We start from the raw sequence: 25,681 nt of genomic DNA, 5'->3' as shown, positions 1-25,681 counted from the left end.
GGGAGTAAGTAATCATGGCGATTGTTAAGACCAAGCCGACTTCTCCGGGCCGCCGCTTTGTCGTAAAGGTGGTCAACGAGGAGCTGCACAAAGGTGCTCCCTACGCGCCCTTGCTGGAAGCCAAGGCCAAGAATGGCGGCCGTAACAACAACGGCCGTATCACCACCCGTCATAAAGGTGGTGGTCACAAGCAGAAATACCGCGTAGTGGATTTCCGTCGTAATAAGGACGGTGTCCAGGGTGTGGTGGAGCGTCTGGAATACGATCCGAACCGTTCCGCGCACATCGCGCTGGTGAAGTATCTGGATGGCGAGCGTCGTTACATTTTGGCGCCGAAAGATCTGAAAGCCGGCGACCGCGTTCAGTCCGGCGAAGATGCTCCGATCAAGGTGGGTAATGCTCTGCCGCTGCGCAACATTCCGCTGGGTTCCACGATTCACAATGTGGAACTGAAGCCCGGTAAAGGTGGTCAGCTGGCTCGCTCCGCGGGTACTTCTGTCCAGCTGCTGGCGAAGGATGGACAGTATGTAACCCTGCGTTTGCGCTCCGGCGAAATGCGTAAGGTGCACGCTGAGTGCCGCGCCACCATCGGGCAAGTATCCAACAGTGAGCACAGCCTGCGCTCGCTGGGTAAGGCCGGCGCAACCCGCTGGCGCGGTGTTCGACCCACTGTTCGCGGTGTGGCCATGAACCCCGTGGATCACCCCCATGGTGGTGGTGAAGGGCGTACGTCCGGTGGCCGTCATCCGGTAACCCCCTGGGGTGTACCGACCAAGGGCCACAAAACCCGTACCAACAAGCGCACCTCCAAGATGATTGTGCGCGACCGTCGTAAGTAAGGGATAGAGAGAGGTTCAGGCTGTGCCACGTTCACTGAAAAAAGGTCCGTTTCTGGATCACCACCTGTTGAAGAAGGTGGAAGAAGCGGTGGAAGCCGGCTCCCGTAAGCCGATCAAAACCTGGTCCCGTCGCTCCATGATCATCCCGGAGATGGTGGGTTTGACCATCGCGGTACATAACGGCCGTCAGCATGTTCCGGTATTGGTTTCCGAGCACATGGTGGGCCACAAGCTGGGCGAATTCGCCCTGACCCGTAACTTCCGCGGGCATATCGTGGACAAAAAGGCTAAGCGATAAGGTGACAGCCATGGCGACTGAAGTTGCAGCCCGTCTGCGGGGCGCAAGAATTTCGGCTCAGAAAGCCCGCCTGGTGGCCGACCAGATCCGAGGTCTGGAGGTGGAAAGGGCGTTGAATGTTCTCGCCTTTAGCCCCAAGAAGGCGGCCAAGATTGTTAAGAAGGTGCTGGAGTCCGCGATTGCTAACGCGGAAAACAACGACGGCGCCGATGTGGATGAGCTGAAAGTATCCACCATCTACGTGGATGAAGGCATGTCGATGAAGCGTATTCGGCCCCGCGCGAAAGGGCGGGCGGATCGCATTCTCAAGCGTACCTGCCACATCACTGTAAAAGTCTCGGAAGGTCAGGAGTAACCAGATGGGTCAGAAAGTTCATCCGATCGGTATTCGTCTGGGCATCGTCAAGGAGCACAACTCCCTGTGGTATGCGGGTCCCAAGACCTATGCTGACTGCCTGGTAACCGATCTCGAGGTGCGTGAGTATCTGTTCAAGCGCCTCAAGAATGCCTCGGTGAGCCGAATTAAGATCGAGCGTCCGTCCGAAAACGTTCGCATCACCATCTCCACGGCACGTCCGGGGATCGTGATCGGCAAGAAGGGCGAGGACGTTGAGCGCCTGCGTCGCGACGTCGCTGCCAAGATGGGTGTGCCGGTGCACATCAACATCGAGGAAGTGCGTAAGCCCGATGTGGATGCCCGTCTGGTAGCCGATAATATCGCTGGCCAGATCGAACGCCGCGTTATGTTCCGCCGCGCTATGAAGCGTGCGGTGCAAAACGCGCTCAAGGCCGGTGCCCAAGGTATTCGGGTCCAGCTTTCTGGTCGTCTGGGTGGTGCCGAGATTGCTCGTACGGAATGGTACCGTGAAGGTCGCGTGCCGCTGCATACTCTGCGTGCGGACATCGATTACGCCAACGTGCGTGCTGAGACCACCTACGGAACCATCGGTGTGAAGGTCTGGATCTTCCGTGGCGAAGTGCTTGGTGGCATGGAGCAGGTTCAGGAAGAGCAGAAGCAGTCCAAGGGCGCGAAAAAACGCGGCCGTGGTTAAAAGGTAACGAACGATGTTGCAGCCGAAGCGTACCAAATTCCGGAAAATTCATAAGGGCCGTAACCGTGGCCTGGCACAGCGCGGCAACAAGGTGTCTTTTGGCACCATCGGCCTGCAGGCCACCGGCCGTGGCCGGATCACCGCGCGTCAGATCGAAGCGGCTCGTCGGGCCATGACCCGTCACATCAAGCGTGGCGGTAAGATCTGGATTCGGGTCTTCCCCGATAAGCCGATTACCCAGAAGCCGCTCGAAGTGCGGATGGGTAAAGGTAAAGGTAGCGTGGAGTACTGGGTAGCCCAGATTCAGCCGGGCCGCATGCTCTACGAAATGGAAGGTGTTTCCGAAGACGTGGCGCGTGAAGCGTTCCGTCTGGCCGCGGCCAAGCTGCCGGTCAGCACCCGTGTCGTGACTCGGACGGTGATGTAAGCCATGAAAGCGAGCGAACTGAAAGAAAAAAGTGTTGAGCAGTTGCGCGAGCAGCACCTTGAGCTGCTGGAACAACAGTTCAAGCTGCGCATGAAGAAAGCATCCGGTCAGCTTTCCCAAACCCATCAGCTTGGGACGGTCCGCCGTGATATTGCACGTGTGAAGACCATTCTGCGGGAAAAACAGGGTAACTAATCATGGCAGAGTCGAAACAGAAACTGCGCCGGACCGTTACCGGTAAAGTGATTTCCAGTAAAGGTGATAAGACCATCACCGTATTGGTTGAGCGCCGGGTACAGCACCCCATTTATGGCAAGATCATCAAGCGTTCTACCAAACTGATGGCTCACGATGAGCAAAACCAGTGTGGCGAAGGCGACCTGGTCACCATCGAAGAATGCCGTCCGCTGTCCAAGCGTAAAAGCTGGATGCTGGTCAGCGTAGTGGAGCAGGCCGTTCAGGCCTGATGAGAGAATGCTGTGGCTGCCTGCACAGGGCAGGAGTTGGAGAGAGTAAGCGATGATTCAGACCGAAACCATGCTCGAAGTCGCCGATAACAGCGGTGCTCGTCGAGTGCAGTGCATCAAGGTGCTGGGTGGCTCCCACCGCCGCTATGCAGGCATTGGTGACATCATCAAGGTCACAGTAAAGGAAGCGATTCCGCGTGGTCGTGTTAAAAAAGGCGACGTGATGAGCGCTGTCGTGGTACGTACCCGTCGTGGTGTGCGTCGCCCCGATGGTTCTGTGATTCGTTTTGACGAAAACGCCGCGGTCCTGTTGAACAACAACAAGGCTCCGATCGGCACCCGGATTTTTGGGCCGGTGACCCGTGAACTGCGTAATGACCAGTTCATGAAGATCATCTCCCTGGCACCGGAAGTTCTTTAAAGGCGGGTTAAGGCAATGCTCAAGATCAAGCGCAATGACGAAGTCATCGTAATCGCGGGCAAGGACAAAGGTAAGCGGGGCCAGGTGCAGCGCGTGCTCCCTAACGGCCGCCTTCTTGTCTCCGGTGTGAACATGGTGAAAAAACACGTTCGCGCCAACCCTAACCGCGGTATTCAAGGTGGCATTGTTCAGCAGGAAGCGGGTATCCATGCTTCCAATGTGGCCATCTGGAATGCGAAGGCCCAGAAGGCCGATCGTGTCGGCGTCCGTTTCGAGGACGGCAAAAAAGTGCGGTTCTTCAAGTCCAACGGCGAAGCGCTGGACGCGTGAGGTTAGGTGAACCATGAGTGATCTGAAGAAGGTTTACAACGAAGAGATTGTAGCGAAACTCCGCGATGAGTTCGGTTACAAGAACGTCATGGAGGTGCCCCGCATCACCAAGATCACCCTGAACATGGGTGTGGGTGAAGCGGCTGCTGACCGGAAGGCGATCGAAGGTGCGCTGTCGGATATGACCGCCATCGCAGGTCAGAAGCCGCTGGTCACCAAGGCACGTAAGTCCGTGGCGGGCTTCAAGATCCGTGAAGGTTGGCCGATTGGCTGCAAGGTGACCCTGCGTAACCGTCGTATGTACGAGTTCCTGGAGCGCCTGGTATCCGTGGCAATCCCGCGTGTCCGTGACTTCCGGGGTCTGAACCCGAAGTCCTTTGACGGCCGTGGCAACTACTCCATGGGTCTGCGGGAGCAAATCGTGTTCCCGGAAATCGATTTCGACAAGGTCGACAAGCTGCGTGGTCTGGATATCACCATCACCACCACAGCCAAGACCGATGACGAAGCACGGGCGCTGCTGCGCGCCTTCAACTTCCCGCTGAAAGGCTAAGAGGATTTGTCATGGCAAAGGTCTCTATGAAAAACCGGGAGGCGAAGCGCGCCAAGTTGGTTCAGCGTTACGCCACCAAGCGTGCCGCGCTGAAAGCGGTTATCCAGGACCCCAACGCGGAACCCGAAGCGAAGTGGGAGGCTCAGCTGGAGCTGCAGAAGCTGCCGCGGGACTCTTCTTCGGTTCGCCAGCGTAACCGCTGCCGCATTACCGGCCGTCCGCATGGTTACTACCGCAAGTTCGGCCTGAGCCGCATTAAACTGCGTGAAGCGGCGATGCGTGGTGACGTTCCCGGGCTGGTTAAATCCAGCTGGTAAGCAAAGAGTAGCGGAGCAACTGCAGCATGAGCATGCAAGATACCCTGGCGGATATGTTTACCCGTATTCGCAACGCGCAAATGGCTCGTAAAGTCGAGGTGGAGATTCCGTCCTCCAAGGCCAAGGAAGCCATTGCCAAGGTACTGACAGAAGAAGGTTACATCGACGGTTACGCGGTGTCTGACGACGCCAAACCGACGCTGACCGTTCAACTGCGTTATTTTGAAGGCCAGCCGGTGATCGAGAAGATCGCTCGGGTGAGCCGTCCGGGCCTGCGTGTGTACAAAGGCGCCGGTGAGATTCCCAAGGTGAAAGGTGGCCTGGGTGTGATGATCGTGTCCACCAACCAGGGCATCATTTCTGATCGGGCCGCCCGCCAGGCGAATGTCGGCGGCGAGCTGATCTGCGAAGTGTCCTAAGGTTTTGGTGTAGACGGATTAGGTGCAGCGATGTCTAGAGTAGCGAAAAATCCGGTTAACCTGCCCAAAGGGGTCGAGGTATCTATCGACGGCCAGAAGGTGACCGTGAAAGGGTCCAAGGGCAGTCTGGAACACCAGGTGCACGATTTGGTGGAAGTGGCCGTGGATGACGGCGTGTTCTCCGTCAAGCCCCGTGAGGAGTCTCAGCAAGCCTGGGCCGTGGCCGGTACCACGCGTGCTCTGGTCAACAACATGGTGACCGGTGTCTCCGCGGGCTTCGAACGTCGCCTGCTGCTGAACGGCGTTGGTTACCGTGCTCAGGCCCAGGGCAAGACCCTGAATCTGACGCTGGGCTTTTCTCATCCGGTAGCCTACGAGCTGCCCGAAGGGATCACCATTGAGACCCCGAGTCAGACGGAAATCGTCATCAAGGGTATTGACAAGCAGCTGGTAGGCCAGGTGGCCGCCAATGTTCGGGGCTTCCGCCCGCCCGAGCCCTACAAGGGCAAAGGGGTGCGCTATGCTGATGAGCAAGTGCGCCGTAAGGAAGCCAAGAAGAAATAATCGTTGAGACTGAAGCCATGATGGACAAGAAAGTTGCACGTCTGCGCAGGGCAAAGCGTACTCGCCTGAAGATTCGTGAGCTGGGCGAGCTTCGTCTTTCCGTGCATCGCACTCCGCGCCATATTTATGCGCAAATCATCAGCACCGCTGGTGATCGCGTGCTGGCCTCCGCGAGCACGGTTGAAAAAGACCTGCGTGCTGGCGCGACGGGTAATTCTGAAGCCGCCGCTAAAGTTGGCGAGTTGATCGCTCAACGCGCTAAAGAGGCGGGTATCGAAAGCGTGGCCTTTGACCGTTCCGGTTTCCGTTATCACGGCCGGGTCAAGGCGCTGGCGGATGCCGCACGCGAAAACGGGCTTAAATTCTAAGGGTACTTGGTTATGGCGAAAGTTGATCCCAACGAAGGTCTCCAGGAGAAGCTGGTTCAGGTGAACCGGGTTGCCAAGGTGGTGAAAGGCGGCCGTATTTTCGGCTTCACTGCTTTGACCGTGGTGGGTGACGGTAATGGCAAAGTGGGTTTCGGTCGCGGTAAGGCCCGCGAAGTGCCCGCCGCCATCCAGAAGGCCCTGGAAGCTGCCCGTCGCAACATGATTCAGGTGGAGCTTAACGGCACCACCATTCAGCATCCGATCAAGGCTCGGCACGGCGCCTCCAAGGTGTTCATGCAGCCGGCCAGCGACGGTACCGGTGTAATCGCCGGTGGTGCCATGCGCGCCGTGCTGGAAGTGGCCGGTGTGCAGAACGTACTGGCCAAGTGCTATGGTTCCACCAACCCGGTGAATGTGGTTCGCGCCACGTTCGAGGGTTTGAAAGCGATGGCCTCCGCGGAATCCGTTGCCGCCAAGCGCGGTAAAACGGTCGAAGAGATCCTGAGCTAAGCGCAGACAGACGGAACGTAACGATGGCTGACAAGATCAAGGTAACGCAGGTAAAAAGCACCAACGGCCGGCTGGAAAAGCACAAGGCCTGTGTGCGTGGTCTCGGTCTGCGCCGTATTGGCCATACCGTTGAAGTTGAAGACACCCCTGCGGTACGCGGCATGATTAACAAAGTCGCGTACATGGTGCGGGTAGAGGGAGAATAAGCGATGCGTTTGAATGATCTGCATCCCGCTGAAGGTTCCCGTCCGGCCCAGAAACGGGTTGGCCGCGGTATCGGCTCCGGTCTCGGTAAAACGGGTGGTCGTGGCCATAAAGGTCAGAAATCCCGTTCCGGTGGCACCGTGAAGCCCGGGTTCGAAGGTGGTCAGATGCCGCTGCAGCGTCGTGTGCCGAAGTTCGGTTTCACGTCCAAGCTGGCAATGGCGACCGCTGAAGTACGCCTGGAAGAGCTGGCTAAAGTGGAAGGCGACGTGATCGACCTGGCCTCTTTGAAAGCCGCTGGCGTGGTTCGTTCTGACAAGAAGCGCGCCAAGATCGTGCTGCGCGGCGGTATTGACCGTGCCGTGACGGTGCGTGGCGTGGCGATCACCAAAGGTGCCCGCGAAGCGGTGGAAAAAGCCGGCGGTAAAGTCGAGGAATAACAGGAACCGGGCTATGGCCAAGAACCGTGCACAAACGCTTAACAGTGGTGCCGTCGCAGCCAGCGGTGGTGCCACTCGGGAGTTGTGGCGTCGTATCGGATTCCTGCTTGGGGCCCTGCTGGTGTTCCGGATCGGGGCGCATATTCCGGTGCCGGGTATGAACCCGGACATGTTGGAACAGATGTTCAACCAAAACCGGGATACCATCCTTGGCCTGTTCAACATGTTCTCCGGCGGCTCCCTGGAGCGCATGAGTATTTTTGCGCTTGGCATCATGCCGTACATTACCGCGAGCATCGTGATTCAGTTGATGACCGCGGTAGTGCCCAGCCTTGAGCAACTGCGAAAGGAAGGGGAGCAAGGGCGCCGCAAGATTACTCAGTATACCCGGTATCTGACCGTCGCCTTGGCGCTGGTGCAGTCTTTCGGAGTATGCGCGGGCCTGAAAAGCCAGGGGATTACCCTGTTGCCGGAAGGCGCCGACAGCATGCAGGTGGCGAGCTTCTATTTTGTAGCCGTGACCTCATTGGTGACTGGAACGATTTTCCTGATGTGGCTGGGTGAGCAGATCACCGAGCGGGGCATCGGGAACGGCATTTCCATGCTGATTTTCGCTTCCATCGTGGCCGGCTTGCCGGGTGCGGTGGCGCAGACCTTCGAGTCCGCCCGTCAGGGCGAACTGGGGCTGCTGGCCATGCTGATGGTGTTTCTGGTGGCCGTGGCGGTGATTTTCGGTGTGGTGTTCGTGGAGCGCGGTCAACGCCGCATTACCGTGAACTATGCCCGACGTCAGCAGGGCCGCCGGGTATACGCGGCGCAGCAAAGTCATTTGCCGCTGAAAGTGAACATGGCGGGTGTGATTCCGGCGATTTTCGCCAGTTCCATCCTGCTGTTTCCGGCGTCACTGACCCAATGGTTCAGTGATTCCAACCCGGATTCCTGGTGGGGGATGACCCTGCGCCGGGTTAGCGATGCGCTGTTGCCGGGTACGCCGCTGTACATTCTGTTATTTACGCTGGCGATCATGTTCTTCTGCTACTTCTATACGGCGTTGGTGTTCAACCCGAAGGACGTGGCGGACAACCTGAAGAAATCCGGGGCTTATATCCCGGGTATTCGCCCCGGTGAGCAATCAGCACGTTACATCGATACCGTGATGGGCCGTCTGACCCTGATCGGTGCCGTGTACATGACGCTGGTTTGTCTGTTGCCGTTGGGTTTGCAGGCGATCTGGAATGTACCCTTCTATCTGGGCGGTACTTCGCTGCTGATCGTGGTAGTCGTAGTGATGGACTTCTGGGGCCAGGTCAATTCCCATTTGATGTCCACTCAGTACGAAAAACTGATGAAGAAAGCCAACCTGAAAGGGTATGGCGGCACCGGTCTGGTGCGTTAACATGGCCTAGCGGCCGAGATAGTGAGGCGAGTGCGATGAAAGTTCAGGCTTCTGTAAAGAAGATCTGCCGTAACTGCAAAGTGATCCGCCGCAAGGGCCGGGTCATGGTGATCTGCAGTGCCGAGCCGCGGCACAAGCAGCGTCAGGGTTAATAGGCGAGCTTCTTTCCTAGAGATTGGTTGAAATTCAGTCGGTGTAACGCTAGACTCTCCCGCCTTTCGGCGCCAGAGACTGGCGATACCGCTTTGTGAATCGGAGATATTCGGATGGCCCGTATTGCAGGCGTAAACATCCCGGACAACAAACATACGGTGATTTCCCTCACCTATATTTTCGGGATCGGCCGCACCCGTGCTCGCCAGATTTGCGAGCAGACCGGCATTGCGCCGGAGGTTAAGATTCGTGATCTGTCCGGCGATCAGCTGGACGCGATCCGTGCGGAGATTGCCAAGGTTTCCACGGAGGGCGACCTGCGTCGGGAAATCAACATGAATATCAAGCGGTTGATGGATCTGGGCTGCTACCGTGGCATCCGCCATCGTCGCGGCTTGCCGCTGCGCGGTCAGCGCACCAAAACCAACGCCCGCACCCGTAAGGGCCCGCGGAAACCGATCCGCAAGTAAGTCCTGAATTTGGATAGGCATCATGGCTAAAGCGAAAAGAGACAGTGGCGCACGTCGGAAGAAGGTAACGCGGACCGTTGCGGATGGCATCGCTCACGTACACGCTTCTTTCAATAACACCATCATTACCATCACTGATCGTCAGGGCAATGCGTTGTCCTGGGCGACCTCTGGTGGCGCGGGTTTCCGTGGCTCCCGTAAGAGCACCCCGTTCGCGGCCCAGGTGGCTGCCGAAAACGCCGGAAACGCCGCCAAGGACTACGGCTTGAAGAATCTGGAAGTGCGGGTGAAAGGCCCGGGTCCGGGTCGCGAGTCTTCCATTCGGGCGCTGAACGCCTGTGGTTACAAGATTACCCATATTCAGGACGTGACGCCGATTCCGCACAATGGTTGCCGTCCGCCGAAGAAGCGCCGCGTGTAACGGGAGTTAGAGCAAGATGGCAAGATATCTCGGTCCCAAGTGCAAGCTTTCCCGTCGTGAAGGCACTGACCTGTTTTTGAAGAGCGGCATCCGTCCGCTGGAATCCAAGTGCAAGGCGGAGCAACCTCCGGGTCAGGCCGCCGCCGGTCGCCGCCCCAGTCGTTTGTCCGACTATGGTGTGCAGCTGCGGGAAAAACAGAAAGTACGTCGTATGTACGGTGTACTGGAAAAGCAGTTCCGTAGTTACTACAAGAAGGCGGCCCGCTCCCGTGGCGCCACCGGTGAAGTGTTGCTGCAACTGCTGGAAGGTCGTCTCGACAATGTGGTTTACCGCATGGGCTTCGGTGCTACCCGCTCGGAAGCGCGTCAGTTGGTATCCCACCGTGCGATCCTGGTTAACGGTCAGTCCGTTAACATTCCGTCCTACCAGATCAACGCCGGTGATGTGATTACCGTGCGTGAGAAGTCCAAGAACCAGCTGCGCGTGAAAAACGCCATGGAGCTGGCTCAGCAACGTGGCTTCCCGACCTGGTTGGAAGTGGACGAGAAGAAGCTCGAAGGTACTTTCAAAGCGCTGCCGGAGCGCATCGATCTCCCTGCTGAGATCAATGAAAACCTGATCGTCGAGCTGTACTCCAAGTAAGGACTGCCTGAGGGATCTCTATGACCGCCGTGAACGAATTTCTCACGCCCCGCTCGATCGCGGTCAACGCGATCAGCGAGACCCACGCCAAGGTTGTGCTTGAGCCGCTGGAGCGGGGTTTTGGGCATACGCTGGGCACGGCGCTGCGCCGCATCCTGTTGTCCAGCATGCCGGGATGCGCCATCACTGAAGTGGAGATCGATGGCGTACAGCACGAATACTCCACCATTGACGGTATTCAGGAAGATGTGATCAACATCCTTCTGAACCTCAAGGGTGTGGCTTTGAAGATGGAAGACCGGGAAGAAGCGGTCCTGGAACTGGTCAAAAAAGGCCCGGGTGACGTGACCGCCAATGACATCCAGCGTGATCACAGCGTGGAAGTCGTCAACCCGGAGCACCTGATCTGCACCATCACGGGTGACACCGAACTGCGTGTCCGTATGAAGGTGGAGAAAGGTCGGGGCTATGTGCCCGCGGACAGCCGTCGCGACGATGACGATGAAACCCGTGGCATTGGCCGTCTGCAACTGGACGCCAGCTTCAGCCCTGTGCGCCGTGTGGCCTACGTGGTGGAGGCTGCCCGGGTGGAGCAGCGGACCGATCTGGACAAACTGGTTATCGACCTGGAAACCAACGGGACCATTGATCCCGAGGAAGCCATTCGTCGCGCGGCCACCATTCTGCAGCAACAGATCGCGGTATTTGTCGATCTGGAGCAGGATGCCAAGCCCGAGCCGAAACAGGAACGGGAGGAAGTCGATCCCATCCTGCTGCGTCCGGTGGATGATCTGGAACTGACGGTACGTTCCGCCAACTGTCTGAAAGCCGAGAATATTTACTACATCGGTGATCTGGTACAGCGCACCGAGGTGGAGTTGCTGAAAACGCCGAACCTCGGCAAGAAGTCGCTCACCGAGATCAAGGATGTGTTGGCTTCCAAAGGGTTGGCGCTGGGCATGCGTCTGGAGAACTGGCCGCCGGTCAGCCTCCGTGATGATGACCGACTGAACACCAAATTGCGCTAATTGAGTTGTCGTGGACGCTGTGAAGCGCCCTTGAAGATAGGAATAGAACCATGCGTCATCGCAAGAGCGGCAGAAAACTGAATCGGAACAGCTCACATCGTCAGGCCATGTTCCGTAACATGGCGGTGTCGCTGCTGGAACACGAAGCGATCAAGACCACCTTGCCGAAGGCAAAGGAGTTGCGTCGTGTTGCTGAGCCCCTGATCACTCTGGCCAAGGAAGATTCCGTGGCCAACCGTCGCCTGGCGTTCAGCCGGACCCGGTCCAAGGAAGTGGTGGGTAAGCTGTTCAATGAACTGGGCCCGCGTTACAAAGCGCGTCCGGGCGGCTATGTGCGGATCCTGAAAATGGGCTTCCGTGCCGGCGATAACGCCCCGATGGCCTATGTGGAACTGGTGGATCGTCCCGAGCCGGGTGAAGCCGCCGACGCTGAATAAAAGCGTAGTCTTCCGCATCAACAAGAAAGCCGGGTTTATCCCGGCTTTTTTGTGTCCGCCATTCTTGGTGGCGATCCTTTCACGATCACTTGTGATCGTCCTCTTCCTCGCCTGGAAAGGCGTCCGCCTGTTCCAGCCAATCCGGGCCCAGCTGTGCCTGGACATACTCCCGAATGAATTGTCGGACTTTCTGTGATGGGGTTACGTCCTCGCGGGCACAGAGCTGCTCGAACGCGCGTTTCTTGCGAGGATCAATGAGAAGGGTGAGTCGGGCAGTGCGTTTTTCCATGTTAATTCGATTAACATTGAGTGAATGTTGAAGAAGAATATAATGGTCATCTTCTTTCTTTTCAATGGGATCGTACCTTTATGCCCCACCGTCGCTATCTATTCTCGTTGAAAGTAGGCTATGCGTTGCGGGAGAGCATGGCGGAGGGCTATGGCGCGGGGGCTCTGAGAAAGGACCTGATCGCCGGGCTCACGGTCGGCGTTATCGCTATTCCATTATCCATGGCGCTGGCCATTGCCAGTGGGGTGCCTCCCCAGCATGGCCTGTACACCGCCATTATCGCCGGTTTTCTGATTGCCTTGACCGGTGGCTCGCGCTTCAGTGTGTCGGGCCCGACCGCCGCCTTTGTGGTGATCCTCTATCCGGTGGCGCAGAGCCACGGCTTGCCAGGATTGCTGATGGCATCGGTGTTGGCTGGCGCCATACTGGTTTTGATGGCGCTGTGCCGCCTGGGGCGGCTGATCGAGTACATCCCCCAGGCAGTGACGCTGGGGTTCACCGGAGGAATCGCGGTAGTGATCGCGACCCTCCAGCTCAGTGATTTCCTCGGACTCAATAGCGGACCGGCGCCGGAAGGTTATCTGCAGAAGTGGGCGGCGCTGATTCAGTACTTGCCGGGACTGCATGGCCCCAGCCTGCTGGTGGCGGCGGTAACGCTGGCCACCCTGATTCTCTGGCCACGGCTTAAAACGCCGCTGCCGGCGCACTTGCCGGCGGTCTTGATCGGCTCGTTGCTGGCCTGGGGGCTCAGCCGTTACCAATTGCCGGTGGAGACCCTGGGCTCCCGTTTCAGTTTCCTGATGCCGGATGGCTCCCGGGGGTATGGAATCCCATCGGTACTGCCGGCCTTCGACTGGCCCTGGAATCACGGTGTGGGTGGTGGTGACAGCGATCTCTGGTCGTGGGCGTCTTTGCGGGAATTGGTGCCGGCGGCCTTCGCCATCGCCATGCTGGGAGCCATTGAATCACTATTGTGCGCGGTGGTCCTGGACGGTATGTCGGGTAAGCGCCACAGCGCCAATAGTGAACTGTTGGGGCAGGGTATCGGTAATCTGGTGGCGCCGTTTTTTGGCGGGATTACCGCCACCGCGGCGATCGCCCGATCCGCGGCCAATTTCAAGGCGGGAGCCAGGTCGCCGGTGGCCGCCATGATCCATGCCCTGGTGGTACTGCTGGGGATGGTGGCATTGGGGCCCTGGCTGGCCTATTTGCCGATGCCGGCCATGGCGGCGTTGCTGATGATGGTGGCCTGGAACATGAGTGAGGCTCACAAGGCGGTGCACCTGCTCCGCCGTGCTCCCCTGGGCGAGGTGCTGGTCTTTCTGACCTGTTTCTCCCTCACGGTCTTCCTGGATATGGTGGTGGCCATCACCGTGGGGGTGCTGCTGGCTGCATTGCTGTTCATGCGTGAAATCGCCGCCATGACGCGGATCTCCGACATTACCAATTCGCCCCGGTTGCGGGACTATCCGATCCCGGGACAGTGGGGGGTGCTCAAAATCGTGGGCCCGCTGTTCTTCGCCGCCGCCGACCGTGTCTTCACCGAAGCCGACGGGCTGGCCGCCGGCCGGTCTGGTGTGGTGCTGTATATGGATGGGGTGTCGGTGCTCGATGGTGGGGGTATTTCCGCTCTGCAGGGCTTTGTCGATCGTTGCGCCGCCCGCGGGTGTCAGGTGGTGGTGGCGGATCTGGGCTTCCAACCCCTCAAGACCCTGGCTCGGGCCGGTATGGAGCCGCTGCCGGGACAGTTGAGATTCTCTCCGAGTCTCGATGAGGCCTTGAAGACGCTGACCTGATCGGCCTGGCTGGCGGCCCCTCACTTTACGCAATTTTGCGTTTGTCCCTCTTGTGTTCCCCGGCGGCGGGGAGCATCACTAGTCAGACCCAGGTTCCCATGTCTGAATCCGCAGGGAGGTATCATGAGCGACAAGCAACCGTTTCTGACCGATATCAAAACATTGCGTGAGCGAGCCCGTAAACACATCGAACAAGGCGCCGTGACCGAAGGCTACAACGCCGACCGCGGCCAGGTGATCGAGCTGTTGAACGCGGCCCTGGCCACGGAAATTGTCTGCACGCTGCGCTACAAGCGGCACTACTATATGGCGGATGGGCTGAACGCCAGTATCGCCGCCGCGGAATTCCTCGAGCATGCCCAGCAGGAGCAGCAGCACGCGGACTGGCTGGCCGAGCGCATCGTGCAGTTGGGAGGGGCGCCGAATTTCTCCCCCGAAGGGCTGCAAAGCCGGTCCCATGCGGAATACGTGGAAGGGGAGACCCTCAAGGATATGGTGCGCGAGGATCTGATTGCCGAGCGGATCGCCATTGACAGCTATCGTGAGATCGCCTCCTATCTGGGCGATAAGGACCCCACCACCCGCCGTATCATGGAAGAGATCCTGGCCCAGGAGGAAGAGCACGCCGACGACATGGCGGCGATCCTGGAAGCGCTGTGATTTCTTTCCACGGGGCGCCGGCCGGAGAGCCGGCGCCGCTTACGTCGACGTCGTAATGGAGATATCCATGACCGAGCCCCGTGTGGTGAAACAGCCCGGCCGAATTATCGCCGGCATTCAGATTCGCACCAGCAATGAACTCGAAATGCGGCCGGATGACGCCCGCATCCCCCGCCTGTGGCAAAGCTTTGAAAGCGAAAAACTCAATGAGGTGATTCCGGATAAGGCGGCGGGATCCCCGGTGTATGGCGTTTACACCGAGTACAGCAATGGCGTGGACGGTGAGTACAGTGTACTGGCCGGTGTCGAAGTCACTGACGAGGCCAAGGTGCCGGAAGATTACGTCACGGCGGTACTCAATGCGGGCGACTATCTGGTTTTTGAAGGGCAGGGGCAACTGGACAAGATCGTTCCGGAAACCTGGGCGCGAGTATGGGCCTATTTCGAGTCCGCTGACGCCCCGGAAAGGACTTTCGAGACGGACTATGAGATCTACGAGAGCACCGACAAGGTCACCCTCTACGTAGGGATCCGTTAGTCAGCCATTGGCAGGTGTCAAACGGGAGCCAGGCCTTGGCCCGACTCCCGTGGTGTTCTTACAAGCCCATGCAATTGGCGTAGAAGGTGGTGGTGGCGGGCCAGTCGGAGAATACCGCGGTAACCCCTACGTCCCGGGCCAGCACGTCCAGCAGTGTCAGCGTATCGCCGTCATTGTTGATGGTCTCATTGACGCTCTGATAATACCAGCCGCCTCCCGAAGCCAATGGGCCGGAACGCTCCAGTGACCAGGCAATCAACTGCAAGCCGGCGGCGCGGGCCGCTCGGGCGTATTCGCTGGGGACGATTTGGTTGCCGGCATCGGTGGTGACCAGCATCCACAGCGGCGGCGCCAGATAATTCACGCCCTGACCGGCCAGGGTGGCCATGTCCGGTTCCCAGGTGCCGGGGTTTTGCGGGTCCAACCCGCTGCCGTCACGGTCATCCAGGTAAACCGCCTGGCGGCCATAGGCCGGCTCGGCGCTGATCCAGTAGAGCACATCGTCCAGATTGAAGGATTGGGGGAACACCTGGCGTGGTGAGACGCCAGCTTCCTTGTATTCGTTGATCAATTGTTGGGCATACTGTTCCTGGGTGTAGTCCCCGTCGTAGGGCATGGGGACGCTGGGAGCCTTGAGTTCCGGCGTCATCTTCACGCCCAGTTCCCGGAACAGCGCAATGCTCTCCTTGTGGCTCATCAAAGTGCCGTTCTGGCTGTAGAGATCGGTACGCCAGCCCGGTGTGGCCGCCATGTATTCCTCCACCGTGGTGGCATCGGGATTGCCGGCGTCCATCTTGCCTGCAAGGCTCTTGAACTCTTCCAGGGTCAGATCACTGGTACAGCAGCTCACATTGCTGAAGTCGTACTCGCCGTTGCCCAGCGGCACCGGCGGGCTGCTGCATTTGCCGGCCAGATCGGTGGCCAGGATGTTGGTGGTGGTGTGCAGGTCGCACTGGGAATGGCGGCAAACCAGTTCCTTGTCCCGGGTGAAGGCGACATCGCATTCCAGAATACCGGCGCCCATGCGAGCCGCGGCCCGATAGGATTCCTCGGTATGCTCCGGGAATTGTAATGGGGCACCGCGGTGGCCGATGGACCAGTCAGTGCGCCGTTGCGGGCGTTTCCTCTCGGCACAGGACTGCAGGCGCTGCTTCAACGGGCCCGGGTCCATATCGTCCACCAGATAGTAGGGGCGCGGCCCCAGTTCCACCGCGCCGCCGACATGGGCAGGGTGGTGGCGGTTGGGACCATGATCGGCACCGTGGCCATGGCCGTTGCCTTTGCCGTTGTTGGCACAGGCAACGGTGGCCAGACCGAGCAGAGACAGGGCAAGCATGGAACGAGTCAGGGGCGAACGCATGGTGGGAGCTCCCTTGTTGCGTTATTGGGGGGACTTCCCAACCTAGAAGTGTTCTATGACGATCCGGTTAGCGTCGTGCCCCCGCTCGGGCCGGATGCCTGAAGTGTGCACTATGTCACGATCCCCCAGGAGGCAGGGTGCCTTTCGCGGAAGGATGTTCCGTTATGGTGCGCGTTTGGCATGGATGCTGCTTCTTTATTCAGGAAAGGGAAAGAAAAAAGGGGGGGAGGCATGAGCACGGGATTGAGCGATCACTGGTTGATGCACCGGCAGGTGGTCAGCCTGGTAAATCAATGCCGGCGCCTGATCCGCGAGGAATTCGCGGTAGCGCTGCGATTGTCCGATGCCGACCTGCGCCAACAGCTCAGACACTATGCGCGGGTCAGCCAGGACACGCGGATCCGCGCATTGCTGAACGAGATCGATAGCCTGGCGCCGGCGCTTCCGGCCGGGCCCGAGGCGCCTCGTCAGATGTACCGTGGCCAGGCGGTCCGTTCAGAGGAGAAACCTTCCCTGGCCATGGCGCCCAAGCCGGTGAAGAAAAGCAAACGAATGTACCGCGGGCGCCCAGTGGAGGATTAGGGGAAGGGCTTCCTTTCAATCCGGGGTTTTGCCTTTCTGGAGGGGAGCGTCACCGGTCAGGGCGTTCCAGGACACGCTGTGAATACGTCCCTGTACGCTCGGGTTTGGCCATCCCTGGCCAAACACGGTCCTGGAACGCCCTGACCGGCGACACTCCGCGAGTTCTGAAGCACCAAGGCTTCCCATCACAAAGAGTCGATTTCCCGCCAGCCCGCGATGAACCTTATTTTTTCCCCAGTAGAGGTTTCAGAAAACGTCCGGTGTGGCTGGCTTTGACTTTGACCACCTGTTCCGGGGTGCCCTCGGCGATGATCTCGCCGCCGCCGTCACCGCCCTCCGGGCCGAGATCAACGATCCAGTCGGCGGTCTTGATCACGTCCAGGTTGTGCTCGATCACGACGATGCTGTTGCCGTGGTCGCGCAGCCGGTTGAGGACGTCCAACAGTAGCTGGATATCCTGGAAGTGCAGCCCGGTGGTGGGCTCGTCGAGAATGTAGAGGGTGTTGCCCGTGTCGCGGCGGGACAGTTCCCGCGCCAGTTTCACCCGCTGTGCCTCACCGCCGGACAGCGTGGTGGCGGCCTGGCCCAGCTTGATGTAACTCAGACCCACGTCCAGCAGTGTCTGCAGACGCCGTTGCAGGGCCGGCACCGCGTCGAAAAACTCGCGGCCTTCCTCCACGGTCATGTCCAGCACTTCGTAGATGTTTTTGCCCTTGTAGGTGATTTCCAGGGTTTCCCGGTTGTAGCGTTTGCCTTCGCACACCTCGCAAGGAACATAGATGTCTGGCAGAAAGTGCATTTCCACCTTGATCACGCCATCCCCCTGACAGGCCTCGCAGCGGCCGCCCTTGACGTTGAAGCTGAAGCGGCCAGGTTTATAGCCGCGGGACCGGGCTTCCTGGGTGCCGGCGAACAGCTCCCGCACCGGCGTGAAAATGCCGGTGTAGGTGGCCGGGTTGGACCGCGGGGTGCGGCCGATGGGGCTCTGATCGATATCCACCACCTTGTCGAAGTGATCCAGTCCCTTGATCTCCCGGTACGGAGACGCGCGCAGGGTAGTGGCCTTGTTCAGGCGGGTGGCGGCCACCGGGTACAGGGTGTGATTGATCAAGGTGGACTTGCCGGAACCCGAGACGCCGGTAATGCAGGTGAACAGGCCCACCGGCAGTTTGAGATGGGCGTCTTTGAGGTTATTGCCGCTGGCGCCGGTGAGCTCCAGCCAGCGGTCGGTGGCGGCCACCCGTTTTTTCGGCACCGCAATGGCGCGCCGGCCGGACAGATAGTCGCCCGTCAGGGACCGAGGATTGCTGGCCACGTCTTCCGGCTTGCCCTGGGCCACAACCTGCCCACCGTGTACGCCGGCGCCGGGGCCAATGTCGATCACATGGTCCGCCATCCGAATGGCGTCCTCGTCATGCTCCACCACCAGCACGGTGTTGCCGAGATCGCGTAGTCGGGTCAGGGTGCTGAGCAGGCGCTCGTTGTCGCGCTGGTGCAGGCCAATGGACGGCTCGTCGAGCACGTACATCACCCCCACCAGGCCGGCGCCGATCTGGCTGGCCAGGCGGATGCGCTGAGCCTCGCCACCGGACAGGGTCTCGGCGCTGCGCTCCAGAGTCAGATAGTCCAGGCCGACATTGACCAGGAACTGCAGACGGTCGCGGATTTCCTTGAGAATCTTCTCGGCGATTTCGCCCCGGCTGCCGGCCAGTTTCAGCTGATCGAAATAGTCGAACGCCTTGCCCACCGCCATGCGCACCACCTGGGGCAGCGTGATCTCGTCGATGAACACGTGCCGGGCGGCTTCCCGAAGCCGGGAGCCGTGGCAGCTCGGGCAGGTGGAGGTGGACAGGTAGGTGGCCAGGTCCTCGCGTACCGCCTCTGACTCGGTTTCCCGGTAGCGGCGCTCCATGTTGGGAATGATGCCCTCGAACGGGTGGTTGCGGCTGATGATGTCTCCGCGGTCGTTGAGATAGCGGAATTCCACGTTTTCCTTGCCGGTACCGTAGAGGATCTTCTTGCGAACGGCTTTGCTCAGCTTCTTGAACGGCACGTCCATATCGAAGCCGAGGCTGTCCGCCAGAGAAGTGAGCATCTGGAAGTAATAAACGTTGCGGCGATCCCAGCCGCGAATCGCGCCCTCGGCCAGGGACAGTTCATCACTGGTGATGACCTTGTCCTCGTCGAAGAACTGTTTGACGCCAAGACCGTCGCAGCTCGGGCAGGCGCCGGCCGGGTTGTTGAACGAGAACAGGCGTGGCTCCAGTTCCGGGATGGAGTAGCCACAGTGCGGACAGGCGAACTTGGCGGAGAAGGTGGTTTCATCGCCCTTGCCGTCCATTGGTGCAATGACCGCGATGTCATCCGCCAGGTGCAGGGCGGTCTCGAACGATTCGGCCAGCCGGTTCTGCAGATCCGGGCGCACCTTGAAGCGATCCACCACCACTTCGATGGTGTGCTTCTTGTTTTTGTCCAGGGTGGGGGTGTCGTCCATATCGCAGATGCGGCCGTTCACCCGCACCCGTACGAAGCCCTGGGCACGCAGTTCATCGAACAGATGGAGATGCTCGCCTTTCTTCTCCCGCACCACCGGGGCCAGCAGCATCAGCCGGGCGCCGTCTTCCATGGCGATCACCTGATCCACCATCTGACTGATGGTCTGGGCCGCCAGCGGCGTATCGTGCTCGGGGCAACGCGGCTCGCCCACCCGGGCGAACAGCAGGCGAAGATAGTCGTAGATCTCGGTAATGGTGCCCACGGTGGAGCGCGGGTTATGGCTGGTGGACTTCTGTTCGATGGAGATAGCCGGACTCAGCCCTTCGATGTGGTCGACATCGGGCTTTTCCATCATCGACAGGAACTGCCGGGCGTAGGTGGACAGTGACTCCACGTAGCGGCGTTGCCCTTCCGCGTAGAGCGTATCGAACGCCAGCGACGATTTGCCGGAACCGGACAGGCCGGTGATCACCACCAGCTTGTCCCGTGGAATGTCCAGATCCACGTTTTTCAGGTTATGGGTACGGGCACCGCGCACCAGAATGGTATCCATGGGTACTGCCACCTACTGTCAAAATGAACAGTGGAGTATAGGGGAAATGATATGAAGGAGAAAAGAAATCAACGGCCGGATGGTAATGCCGTCGGAAGGGCCGACACGCCGATGCGTGCCAGCCGGGGCGGATTACAGGTTTTCCTGGGCCCAGTTCACGGCCTGCAGGCGGTTGGAGGCGTTGATCTTTTTGAAGATATTGTAAATGTGGGTCTTGATGGTGTGCGGGCTAAGGTTCAGCGCAGTGGCGATTTCGGAGTTCTTGGCGCCAGTGGCCATCACCTTCAGCACCTCCACTTCGCGGTCGGTCAGGTTCACTTCGCTGCGTGAGAACGTTTTGTTGAAGGCGCGGCTCTTCACCAGGTATTGCTGCAGCACCTTGCGCGGGAACCACAGTTCGCCTTCGAAGATCGCCTTGATGCCCTTGGTCAGCAGACCCTGGGGGCAATCGTGCAGGAAGCCGCCGTTGACCATCGGCAGCCCGGCCAGACGCGACAGGGAAGCGTCGTCGTCCACATTGAAGACGCCGGTGAGCACGTCGCAATCCAGGCGTTGATCCACGGCCAGGAGGTGATTGATGACGTCATTGACGTCCACCGAGTGGTAATCCACCAGGAACAGATTCTGCTCCGCTCCTGCGAGATCGTCTTCGGCTACCATGTCGACCGTTTTCACGGCGGTGGCGGGAATGGACTCCTTAGCGAGAAACTCGGTAAGCAGGGCGTTTTGCAGGTGCTGGTTACCAACCACGTACACCTTCTGAGCAGGGATTTTATCCATGGAGTCTTCCGTGATGCGCTGAGGCTATCGGAGTGGCTACGAAAAATACCGTATTGTGCAAAAATCTATCACCCCTGGCGGGGCGGTTCAATTTGCTATTGTCTTAAGTGACAAGGTTTTACAGGTTTGAGCTTGAGCAGGGGCGTGATCAGGGCGTTTTGTCCCCGCCCGGTGCCGGGGGAATCTGATACACTTGCCGCCCCCTAACCAGCCGCACCGGTTGCCAATCACCATGACGGACGAGTCCACCGCCGCCCTGCGGCGCACGGAAATCAGTACCAGCAGTTCTCTGGCGGCGATTTTCGCCCTGCGTATGTTCGGGTTGTTCATGATCCTGCCGATCTTCGCCGTGTTCGGTGGGCAGCTCGAGGGCGCCACACCACTATTGATTGGTACCGCCATCGGCGCCTACGGTTTGATGCAGGCGTGTCTGCAGATCCCCTTTGGCATGCTCTCCGACCGTTTCGGGCGCCGCCCGATGCTGCTGATCGGCCTGGCCCTTTTCATGGCCGGCGGGGTGGTGGCGGCGATCAGCGACACCATATACGGCGTCATCCTGGGGCGCGCCCTGCAAGGATCCGGCGCCATTGCCAGTGTCATCATGGCGCTGATTGGCGATGTAGTGAGCGAGCGCAACCGCACCAAGGCCATGGCCCTGATCGGCATGTCGGTGGGCGGTTCCTTTATTTTGGCACTGATTCTGGGGCCGCTGCTGGCTCACTGGCTGGGGCTCAGCGGCCTGTTCTGGCTGACCGTGGCGCTCGGTGGCGTCGCATTGCTGGTGGCGTTGCGCGTGCCGGTGCCGAAGGTCATGCTCGATGAGGCCCTGCCGCCATCGCAGCGGTTCCGGCAAGTGCTCGGCAGCCCGGACCTGCGCCGTCTGGATCTGGGCATCCTGGTGTTGCACCTGACCATGACCGCGTCCTTCGTGGTGCTGCCCAAATTATTGCAAACCCGGCTCGGCTTGAGTCTGGATCAGCATAGTCTGCTGTACCTGGTGGTTCTGGTGGCCGGTTTCCTGGCCATGATTCCGCTGATCATCGCCGCGGAGCGCCGCGGCGCGGTGCCGATCAAAAGGGCGGCGGTGGCCCTGCTGATCGTCGCCGAGGTGCTGCTGGCGGTGGCGGGGGAGACCTTGTGGCACTTCGTGCTGGCGCTGTTTGTCTATTTCATGGCCTTCAATCTGCTGGAAGCCCTGCTGCCCTCCATGGTTGGCCGCGCCGCGCCGGCCGGCACCCGTGGCACCGCCATGGGTGTGTATTCCACCAGCCAGTTCCTGGGCGTGTTCATCGGCGGTCAATTGGGCGGTGCCCTGTTTCAGTGGGTGGGGGCCGAGGCGGTTTTCTACGGGTGCGCCGCCATGGCGCTGTTCTGGTTGTGGCGTCTGGCGGGCATGAAGGAACTGCCCAAGCTCGATAACCGGGTCATTCAGCTGAACCCGGCTGATGACCCGCGCCACACGGTGGAGCGGCTGCGCGCCGTGCCTGGCGTGCTGGAGGCGGTGGTGGTCACCGAAAAGCACCTGGCCCTGCTGAAAGTGGATAACCAGCTGCTTGACGAGCACGCGCTTCAGGCCCTCGCCGCCGAAGGGCAAAACTGACAGAATACCCGTTTATCCAGTTACGCCGCCGCAGGGCGGCCCGTCGAATATGAGGGAGTGAAAGGCCATGGCGAGAGGGGTGAACAAAGTGATACTGATCGGCAACCTGGGTGCCGATCCGGAAACCCGCTTCATGCCCAGTGGCGGGGCGGTGACCAATGTCCGCCTGGCCACCTCGGAAACCTGGAAGGACCGGCAGACCGGTCAAATGCAGGAACGTACCGAATGGCACCGGGTGGTGTTCTTCAACAAGCTCGGCGAGATCGCCGGTGAATACCTGAAGAAGGGCAGCAAGGTCTACATCGAAGGCTCGATCCGTACCCGTAAATGGCAGGGGCAGGATGGCCAGGACCGCTACACCACCGAGATTGTCGCCAACGAAATGCAAATGTTGGACGGCCGTGGTGAAGGCGGAGACCGCCAGGGCGGCGGCGCCCCCCGTCAGCAGCAAGGGGGTTACGACCAAGGCGGCGATGACTACAACCAGGGCGGTGGCCAAAGCGGTGGCGGCCAAGGTGGCGGTCAAGGTGCTGGTTTCGGCGGCCCGGCCGACGACTTCGACGACGATATCCCGTTCTGATTGTCCCGCCTGCTTTCGCCCAGGGGCCACCGGCCCTTGGGCGTCCCCCGGTGCCTGTCGGCCTCTCCATTTCCTGAAATTCCCGCTCCCGTGAATATTTCATGACAAAACGACGGTCATGGCGGTGGCGGCTCGTCTTGTTAATGCGGTTCACCTGTTGGCGGCATGTTGCCCGCCGCCAGCGTGGTCGGGCGGCATCAAGCATCAATCCAGACAATCGGCATCTTCTCGTTGCCCCCGCTCCCGGGGCAACGATCTTTTTCCGCTGAGCGATGTCGGTTCCCTTCTCTGCTTTCTTCAACACCGCCTGTCACGGTTGCGTCACAACGGCCTCGCACCCTGCTTGAGGCCCCCGGACGACGGGCCGGCGTTTTCTACCCGATGCAAGGTGGTTGTGTTCGCAGGCACGGATTTCCCTGTTCGTCCCGTCCAGCGCGGGTGTTGGTGGCGATTATGGCCATTGGGGATCGCTATTGGCTGGCTGCTGTGTGTTGCGCCGGCGAGCGCCGCACCGGTGGTGCTGAGCTTCGATATCCCCCGTCAGGACCTGACGGGGGCGCTGGAACAGTATGGCGAGACCAGCGGTCGCTCCCTGCTCTACGAAAGCGCCCTGCTGGAAGGGCGGCTCTCCACCGCGATCCACGGTCGTTTCGATGCCGATGAAGCGCTGCGGCGTCTATTGGCGGGTACCGGGCTGATCGCTGAGTACACCAGCGCCGATACTTTTATCGTGCGGCGCGCGGGGGAGCGGGGTGGGCGGCAAGCCATTGGCAACCATGAGGCACCCTCATCCCGGGCCGCGTTCTTCGCCCGGTTGCAGCGGCGTTTGTCCTGGATGATGTGCACACGGCGCGAAATCCGCCCCGGTGATTACCGCGTCGCCATGCAGTTGTGGGTCGACGCCTCGGGACAGGTTCTGCAGGCGCGATTACTGGCCTCCAGCGGTGAGCGGGAACGTGACCAGGTGCTGCTGCGGCACTTGCGGGCGCTGCGTTTGGAAACGGGGCCGCCGCCCTCGGTGACGCAGCCGGTGACGGTAGTGGTCGAACCGGCGTCCGCGGGCAGGGTCGATGCGTGTGCCGGGGTGAGGGGTTAGACCGACAATTGGGGATAATAATGAATGTGGTGGAATTGCGCGGCTTTCTGGTCGCCAACTACGATCTCCTGAAGCATCAGCTCGGCAAGAAACTGGGGTGCCAGAAGCGGGCGGAAGACCTGCTGCATGAAACCTTTCTGCGGTTGCACGATAAACTTTCGGTGGGTGTTGTGCGTAGCCCGCGGGCTTTTATTCTGCGCATGGCCAGTAACATCGAAATTGACCGCTGGCGCCGGGATAGCCGGGTCCTGTCCACCGGCGAGGTGGAACAGTTGCTGGACATCGAGGAAGCCGTGGAAACGCCCCATAAACAATGGGAAGACCAGTTGGCTCTGGAGTCCCTGCTGCTGTGGATCAAGGAATTGTCGCCCCGCCGCCGGGATATCCTGTTGTCGGTACGATTGGACGGCGTGTCCACTCGCGAGCTGGCCCAACGTTATGGCATTAGCCAGCGCATGGTGGAAAAAGAACTGAAATGGGCGCACGAATACTGCGCGCGCAGGATGGAGCAACATGGACTCTGAAGATCAGGAGCAGGTCCGGCAGCAGGCGCGTGCCTGGCTGCGCCGGCTGGTTTCCGGTCGGGCCACGGAGCAGGATGCTCGCGAATTCAAGGATTGGTTCCACGCCGATCCCGGTCATGCGCGTGCTTTCCGTGAAGCGCGTGGCACCTGGCGCCAACTGGGGGAAGCTGGCGGCGTCTGGCGGCGGCAATCTCTGGATGGCATGGCCGCGCCGTCTCGCGTCAGCCGCCGTACCGTTCTGACCATGGTCGCTGGCGGCACCGGGCTGGCGGCGGCCTCGTTGCTGGCGGTTCATCCGCCGCTGGGATTGTGGCCGTCGATATCGGAACTGGGAGCGGACTACCGTACCGCGGTGGGCGAGCAGCGCAGCCTGTCGCTGCCGGGGGAGATCGACGCCTTGATGAACACGCGGACCAGTCTGTCGGTGACGGCGTCGGGGGAAGGCAAGCGCATCGAACTGATTGCCGGGCAGGTGGCACTGCAGCGCCGGGGTGGGGGCCGCCCGGTGGAGGTGGCGGCCGGGGCCGGGCTGATCGAGCTGGGTGAGGCGGACATCGAGGTGCGTTTGCTGGCGGAAGGTGCTTGTCTTTCCTGTACCCGCGGCCGGGTGCGTCTGCATCACGCTGCCGGAGATCGGGAAGTATTGAAGAACCAGCAGGTTCTTTATGACCAGCATGGTGCCAGGCCGCCAGCGCCGGTGGATCCCGTGGCGGTGGCGGCCTGGCGCAGCGGCATCCTGCTGTTCCGGGAAACGCCGGTCAGCGAGGTGGTGGGGGAAATCAATCGCTACCGGCCGGGCAAAGTGATTTTGCTGGATGAGAGCCTTGGCCGGCGCCGGCTCAGCGGTCGCTTCGACATCGGGCAACTGGACGTGGCTCTGACTCAAATTGAGCGGCTGCTGGCGGTGCCGGTGCGCCGGTTGTCCGCCGGTCTGGTGTTGATCGGGTAACCGGGTATCACCGGAATGTCATAAAAAAGACGTTCGTTGGCGGCAAGGGCTTGCGTCTATTCGGTAATGGCCATGCCGGGGGGCATGGCGCCACCCGAAGCCTTGTAGAACGTGGGACGCT

General features: G+C 60.1%; 37 protein-coding genes. 33 read left to right on the top strand and 4 right to left on the bottom strand.

What is annotated here, in order from left to right; all coding sequences use genetic code 11:
- Positions 1 to 14: 14 nt before the first annotated feature.
- The 24 genes from rplB (at position 15) to rplQ (ending at position 11,757) form a co-directional block, all read left to right on the top strand.
- Complete coding sequence (rplB, locus tag B5T_RS18755) at positions 15 to 839, top strand: 50S ribosomal protein L2 (RefSeq protein ID WP_014996109.1); 825 nt, start codon at positions 15 to 17, stop codon at positions 837 to 839.
- 22 nt (positions 840 to 861) lie between these two features.
- Positions 862 to 1,137 (top strand): 30S ribosomal protein S19, encoded by a 276-nt coding sequence (gene rpsS / locus B5T_RS18750; RefSeq protein ID WP_014996108.1) that lies wholly within the window; start codon positions 862 to 864, stop codon positions 1,135 to 1,137.
- 10 nt (positions 1,138 to 1,147) lie between these two features.
- Positions 1,148 to 1,492 carry a 50S ribosomal protein L22 gene (rplV, locus tag B5T_RS18745; protein WP_014996107.1) on the top strand — a complete coding sequence of 115 codons (345 nt, stop codon included), beginning with the start codon at positions 1,148 to 1,150 and terminating at the stop codon, positions 1,490 to 1,492.
- A 4-nt stretch (positions 1,493 to 1,496) separates the two neighbouring features.
- On the top strand, positions 1,497 to 2,189 hold the full coding sequence (rpsC, locus tag B5T_RS18740) for a 30S ribosomal protein S3 (protein WP_014996106.1): 693 nt from the start codon (positions 1,497 to 1,499) through the stop codon (positions 2,187 to 2,189).
- A gap of 13 nt (positions 2,190 to 2,202) precedes the next feature.
- Positions 2,203 to 2,616, top strand: a complete 414-nt coding sequence (gene rplP / locus B5T_RS18735) for a 50S ribosomal protein L16 (protein ID WP_014996105.1) — start codon at positions 2,203 to 2,205, stop codon at positions 2,614 to 2,616.
- A gap of 3 nt (positions 2,617 to 2,619) precedes the next feature.
- Positions 2,620 to 2,811 (top strand): 50S ribosomal protein L29, encoded by a 192-nt coding sequence (gene rpmC, locus B5T_RS18730; RefSeq protein ID WP_014996104.1) that lies wholly within the window; start codon positions 2,620 to 2,622, stop codon positions 2,809 to 2,811.
- 2 nt (positions 2,812 to 2,813) lie between these two features.
- Complete coding sequence (gene rpsQ, locus B5T_RS18725) at positions 2,814 to 3,083, top strand: 30S ribosomal protein S17 (protein WP_014996103.1); 270 nt, start codon at positions 2,814 to 2,816, stop codon at positions 3,081 to 3,083.
- 52 nt (positions 3,084 to 3,135) lie between these two features.
- The gene (gene rplN, locus B5T_RS18720; RefSeq protein WP_014996102.1) at positions 3,136 to 3,504 is read left to right on the top strand and encodes a 50S ribosomal protein L14; all 369 of its coding nucleotides are present in this window, start codon (positions 3,136 to 3,138) and stop codon (positions 3,502 to 3,504) included.
- A 15-nt stretch (positions 3,505 to 3,519) separates the two neighbouring features.
- The gene (rplX, locus tag B5T_RS18715) at positions 3,520 to 3,834 is read left to right on the top strand and encodes a 50S ribosomal protein L24 (RefSeq protein ID WP_014996101.1); all 315 of its coding nucleotides are present in this window, start codon (positions 3,520 to 3,522) and stop codon (positions 3,832 to 3,834) included.
- Between the two features lie 13 nt (positions 3,835 to 3,847).
- Entirely contained in the window at positions 3,848 to 4,387 is a 540-nt protein-coding gene (gene rplE / locus B5T_RS18710; RefSeq protein ID WP_014996100.1) for a 50S ribosomal protein L5, read from the top strand.
- A gap of 11 nt (positions 4,388 to 4,398) precedes the next feature.
- Positions 4,399 to 4,704, top strand: coding sequence for a 30S ribosomal protein S14 (gene rpsN, locus B5T_RS18705; protein WP_014996099.1), 306 nt, complete (start codon positions 4,399 to 4,401; stop codon positions 4,702 to 4,704).
- 26 nt (positions 4,705 to 4,730) lie between these two features.
- Positions 4,731 to 5,123, top strand: a complete 393-nt coding sequence (gene rpsH, locus B5T_RS18700) for a 30S ribosomal protein S8 (RefSeq protein ID WP_014996098.1) — start codon at positions 4,731 to 4,733, stop codon at positions 5,121 to 5,123.
- Positions 5,124 to 5,153: 30 nt separating this feature from the next.
- Positions 5,154 to 5,687 (top strand): 50S ribosomal protein L6, encoded by a 534-nt coding sequence (gene rplF, locus B5T_RS18695; RefSeq protein ID WP_014996097.1) that lies wholly within the window; start codon positions 5,154 to 5,156, stop codon positions 5,685 to 5,687.
- 17 nt (positions 5,688 to 5,704) lie between these two features.
- Entirely contained in the window at positions 5,705 to 6,055 is a 351-nt protein-coding gene (gene rplR / locus B5T_RS18690) for a 50S ribosomal protein L18 (RefSeq protein WP_014996096.1), read from the top strand.
- 12 nt (positions 6,056 to 6,067) lie between these two features.
- Complete coding sequence (rpsE, locus tag B5T_RS18685) at positions 6,068 to 6,565, top strand: 30S ribosomal protein S5 (protein WP_014996095.1); 498 nt, start codon at positions 6,068 to 6,070, stop codon at positions 6,563 to 6,565.
- Between the two features lie 23 nt (positions 6,566 to 6,588).
- Positions 6,589 to 6,771, top strand: coding sequence for a 50S ribosomal protein L30 (gene rpmD / locus B5T_RS18680; protein WP_014996094.1), 183 nt, complete (start codon positions 6,589 to 6,591; stop codon positions 6,769 to 6,771).
- Positions 6,772 to 6,774: 3 nt separating this feature from the next.
- Positions 6,775 to 7,209: a 50S ribosomal protein L15 gene (gene rplO / locus B5T_RS18675; protein WP_014996093.1), complete on the top strand. Its 435-nt coding sequence runs from the start codon at positions 6,775 to 6,777 to the stop codon at positions 7,207 to 7,209.
- A gap of 13 nt (positions 7,210 to 7,222) precedes the next feature.
- Positions 7,223 to 8,605: a preprotein translocase subunit SecY gene (secY, locus tag B5T_RS18670; RefSeq protein ID WP_014996092.1), complete on the top strand. Its 1,383-nt coding sequence runs from the start codon at positions 7,223 to 7,225 to the stop codon at positions 8,603 to 8,605.
- 35 nt (positions 8,606 to 8,640) lie between these two features.
- The gene (gene rpmJ / locus B5T_RS18665) at positions 8,641 to 8,757 is read left to right on the top strand and encodes a 50S ribosomal protein L36 (protein WP_008928865.1); all 117 of its coding nucleotides are present in this window, start codon (positions 8,641 to 8,643) and stop codon (positions 8,755 to 8,757) included.
- A gap of 114 nt (positions 8,758 to 8,871) precedes the next feature.
- Complete coding sequence (gene rpsM, locus B5T_RS18660) at positions 8,872 to 9,228, top strand: 30S ribosomal protein S13 (protein WP_014996091.1); 357 nt, start codon at positions 8,872 to 8,874, stop codon at positions 9,226 to 9,228.
- A 22-nt stretch (positions 9,229 to 9,250) separates the two neighbouring features.
- Positions 9,251 to 9,649 (top strand): 30S ribosomal protein S11, encoded by a 399-nt coding sequence (gene rpsK, locus B5T_RS18655; protein WP_014996090.1) that lies wholly within the window; start codon positions 9,251 to 9,253, stop codon positions 9,647 to 9,649.
- A gap of 16 nt (positions 9,650 to 9,665) precedes the next feature.
- The gene (rpsD, locus tag B5T_RS18650; RefSeq protein ID WP_014996089.1) at positions 9,666 to 10,292 is read left to right on the top strand and encodes a 30S ribosomal protein S4; all 627 of its coding nucleotides are present in this window, start codon (positions 9,666 to 9,668) and stop codon (positions 10,290 to 10,292) included.
- A gap of 20 nt (positions 10,293 to 10,312) precedes the next feature.
- On the top strand, positions 10,313 to 11,320 hold the full coding sequence (locus tag B5T_RS18645) for a DNA-directed RNA polymerase subunit alpha (protein ID WP_014996088.1): 1,008 nt from the start codon (positions 10,313 to 10,315) through the stop codon (positions 11,318 to 11,320).
- 50 nt (positions 11,321 to 11,370) lie between these two features.
- A complete protein-coding gene (gene rplQ / locus B5T_RS18640; protein WP_014996087.1) occupies positions 11,371 to 11,757 on the top strand; it encodes a 50S ribosomal protein L17 in 387 nt (128 codons plus the stop codon).
- A gap of 85 nt (positions 11,758 to 11,842) precedes the next feature.
- On the opposite strand, the gene B5T_RS18635 is transcribed toward rplQ, so the two are convergent.
- The gene (locus B5T_RS18635; RefSeq protein WP_014996086.1) at positions 11,843 to 12,046 is read right to left on the bottom strand and encodes a hypothetical protein; all 204 of its coding nucleotides are present in this window, start codon (positions 12,044 to 12,046) and stop codon (positions 11,843 to 11,845) included.
- A gap of 80 nt (positions 12,047 to 12,126) precedes the next feature.
- Between B5T_RS18635 and dauA the strand changes: the two genes are divergently transcribed.
- From dauA to B5T_RS18620, 3 genes are all read left to right on the top strand, one after another.
- Complete coding sequence (gene dauA, locus B5T_RS18630) at positions 12,127 to 13,842, top strand: C4-dicarboxylic acid transporter DauA (protein ID WP_041717126.1); 1,716 nt, start codon at positions 12,127 to 12,129, stop codon at positions 13,840 to 13,842.
- Between the two features lie 123 nt (positions 13,843 to 13,965).
- Positions 13,966 to 14,502, top strand: a complete 537-nt coding sequence (locus B5T_RS18625; protein WP_014996084.1) for a ferritin-like domain-containing protein — start codon at positions 13,966 to 13,968, stop codon at positions 14,500 to 14,502.
- Between the two features lie 67 nt (positions 14,503 to 14,569).
- On the top strand, positions 14,570 to 15,040 hold the full coding sequence (locus B5T_RS18620; protein WP_014996083.1) for a GyrI-like domain-containing protein: 471 nt from the start codon (positions 14,570 to 14,572) through the stop codon (positions 15,038 to 15,040).
- 58 nt (positions 15,041 to 15,098) lie between these two features.
- On the opposite strand, the gene B5T_RS18615 is transcribed toward B5T_RS18620, so the two are convergent.
- Positions 15,099 to 16,400 carry a glycerophosphodiester phosphodiesterase family protein gene (locus B5T_RS18615; protein WP_014996082.1) on the bottom strand — a complete coding sequence of 434 codons (1,302 nt, stop codon included), beginning with the start codon at positions 16,398 to 16,400 and terminating at the stop codon, positions 15,099 to 15,101.
- Between the two features lie 231 nt (positions 16,401 to 16,631).
- Here B5T_RS18615 and B5T_RS22390 point away from each other — a divergent pair, with 231 nt between their 5' ends.
- The gene (locus B5T_RS22390; protein ID WP_014996081.1) at positions 16,632 to 16,982 is read left to right on the top strand and encodes a hypothetical protein; all 351 of its coding nucleotides are present in this window, start codon (positions 16,632 to 16,634) and stop codon (positions 16,980 to 16,982) included.
- Between the two features lie 223 nt (positions 16,983 to 17,205).
- Here the strand turns inward: B5T_RS22390 and uvrA are convergent, their stop codons facing one another.
- Both uvrA and B5T_RS18600 read right to left on the bottom strand, forming a co-directional pair.
- The gene (gene uvrA, locus B5T_RS18605) at positions 17,206 to 20,031 is read right to left on the bottom strand and encodes an excinuclease ABC subunit UvrA (protein WP_014996080.1); all 2,826 of its coding nucleotides are present in this window, start codon (positions 20,029 to 20,031) and stop codon (positions 17,206 to 17,208) included.
- A gap of 132 nt (positions 20,032 to 20,163) precedes the next feature.
- Positions 20,164 to 20,811 carry a LuxR C-terminal-related transcriptional regulator gene (locus B5T_RS18600; protein ID WP_014996079.1) on the bottom strand — a complete coding sequence of 216 codons (648 nt, stop codon included), beginning with the start codon at positions 20,809 to 20,811 and terminating at the stop codon, positions 20,164 to 20,166.
- Positions 20,812 to 21,043: 232 nt separating this feature from the next.
- Here B5T_RS18600 and B5T_RS18595 point away from each other — a divergent pair, with 232 nt between their 5' ends.
- From B5T_RS18595 to B5T_RS18575, 5 genes are all read left to right on the top strand, one after another.
- Entirely contained in the window at positions 21,044 to 22,411 is a 1,368-nt protein-coding gene (locus B5T_RS18595; protein WP_014996078.1) for an MFS transporter, read from the top strand.
- Positions 22,412 to 22,478: 67 nt separating this feature from the next.
- Positions 22,479 to 22,991, top strand: coding sequence for a single-stranded DNA-binding protein (gene ssb / locus B5T_RS18590; RefSeq protein ID WP_014996077.1), 513 nt, complete (start codon positions 22,479 to 22,481; stop codon positions 22,989 to 22,991).
- 460 nt (positions 22,992 to 23,451) lie between these two features.
- On the top strand, positions 23,452 to 24,087 hold the full coding sequence (locus tag B5T_RS18585; RefSeq protein ID WP_041717125.1) for an STN domain-containing protein: 636 nt from the start codon (positions 23,452 to 23,454) through the stop codon (positions 24,085 to 24,087).
- A 20-nt stretch (positions 24,088 to 24,107) separates the two neighbouring features.
- Positions 24,108 to 24,611: an RNA polymerase sigma factor gene (locus B5T_RS18580; protein WP_014996075.1), complete on the top strand. Its 504-nt coding sequence runs from the start codon at positions 24,108 to 24,110 to the stop codon at positions 24,609 to 24,611.
- A complete protein-coding gene (locus tag B5T_RS18575) occupies positions 24,601 to 25,560 on the top strand; it encodes a FecR family protein (protein WP_014996074.1) in 960 nt (319 codons plus the stop codon). Before B5T_RS18580 ends, B5T_RS18575 begins: the two co-directional genes overlap by 11 nt.
- The last annotated feature ends 121 nt before the right edge of the window (positions 25,561 to 25,681 follow it).

This window comes from Alloalcanivorax dieselolei B5 (genome assembly GCF_000300005.1).
Taxonomy (GTDB): Bacteria; Pseudomonadota; Gammaproteobacteria; order Pseudomonadales; family Alcanivoracaceae; genus Alloalcanivorax; species Alloalcanivorax dieselolei.
The sequence above is the reverse complement of the archived record's forward strand: the minus strand, read 5'-3'. Positions and strand labels throughout refer to the sequence as shown.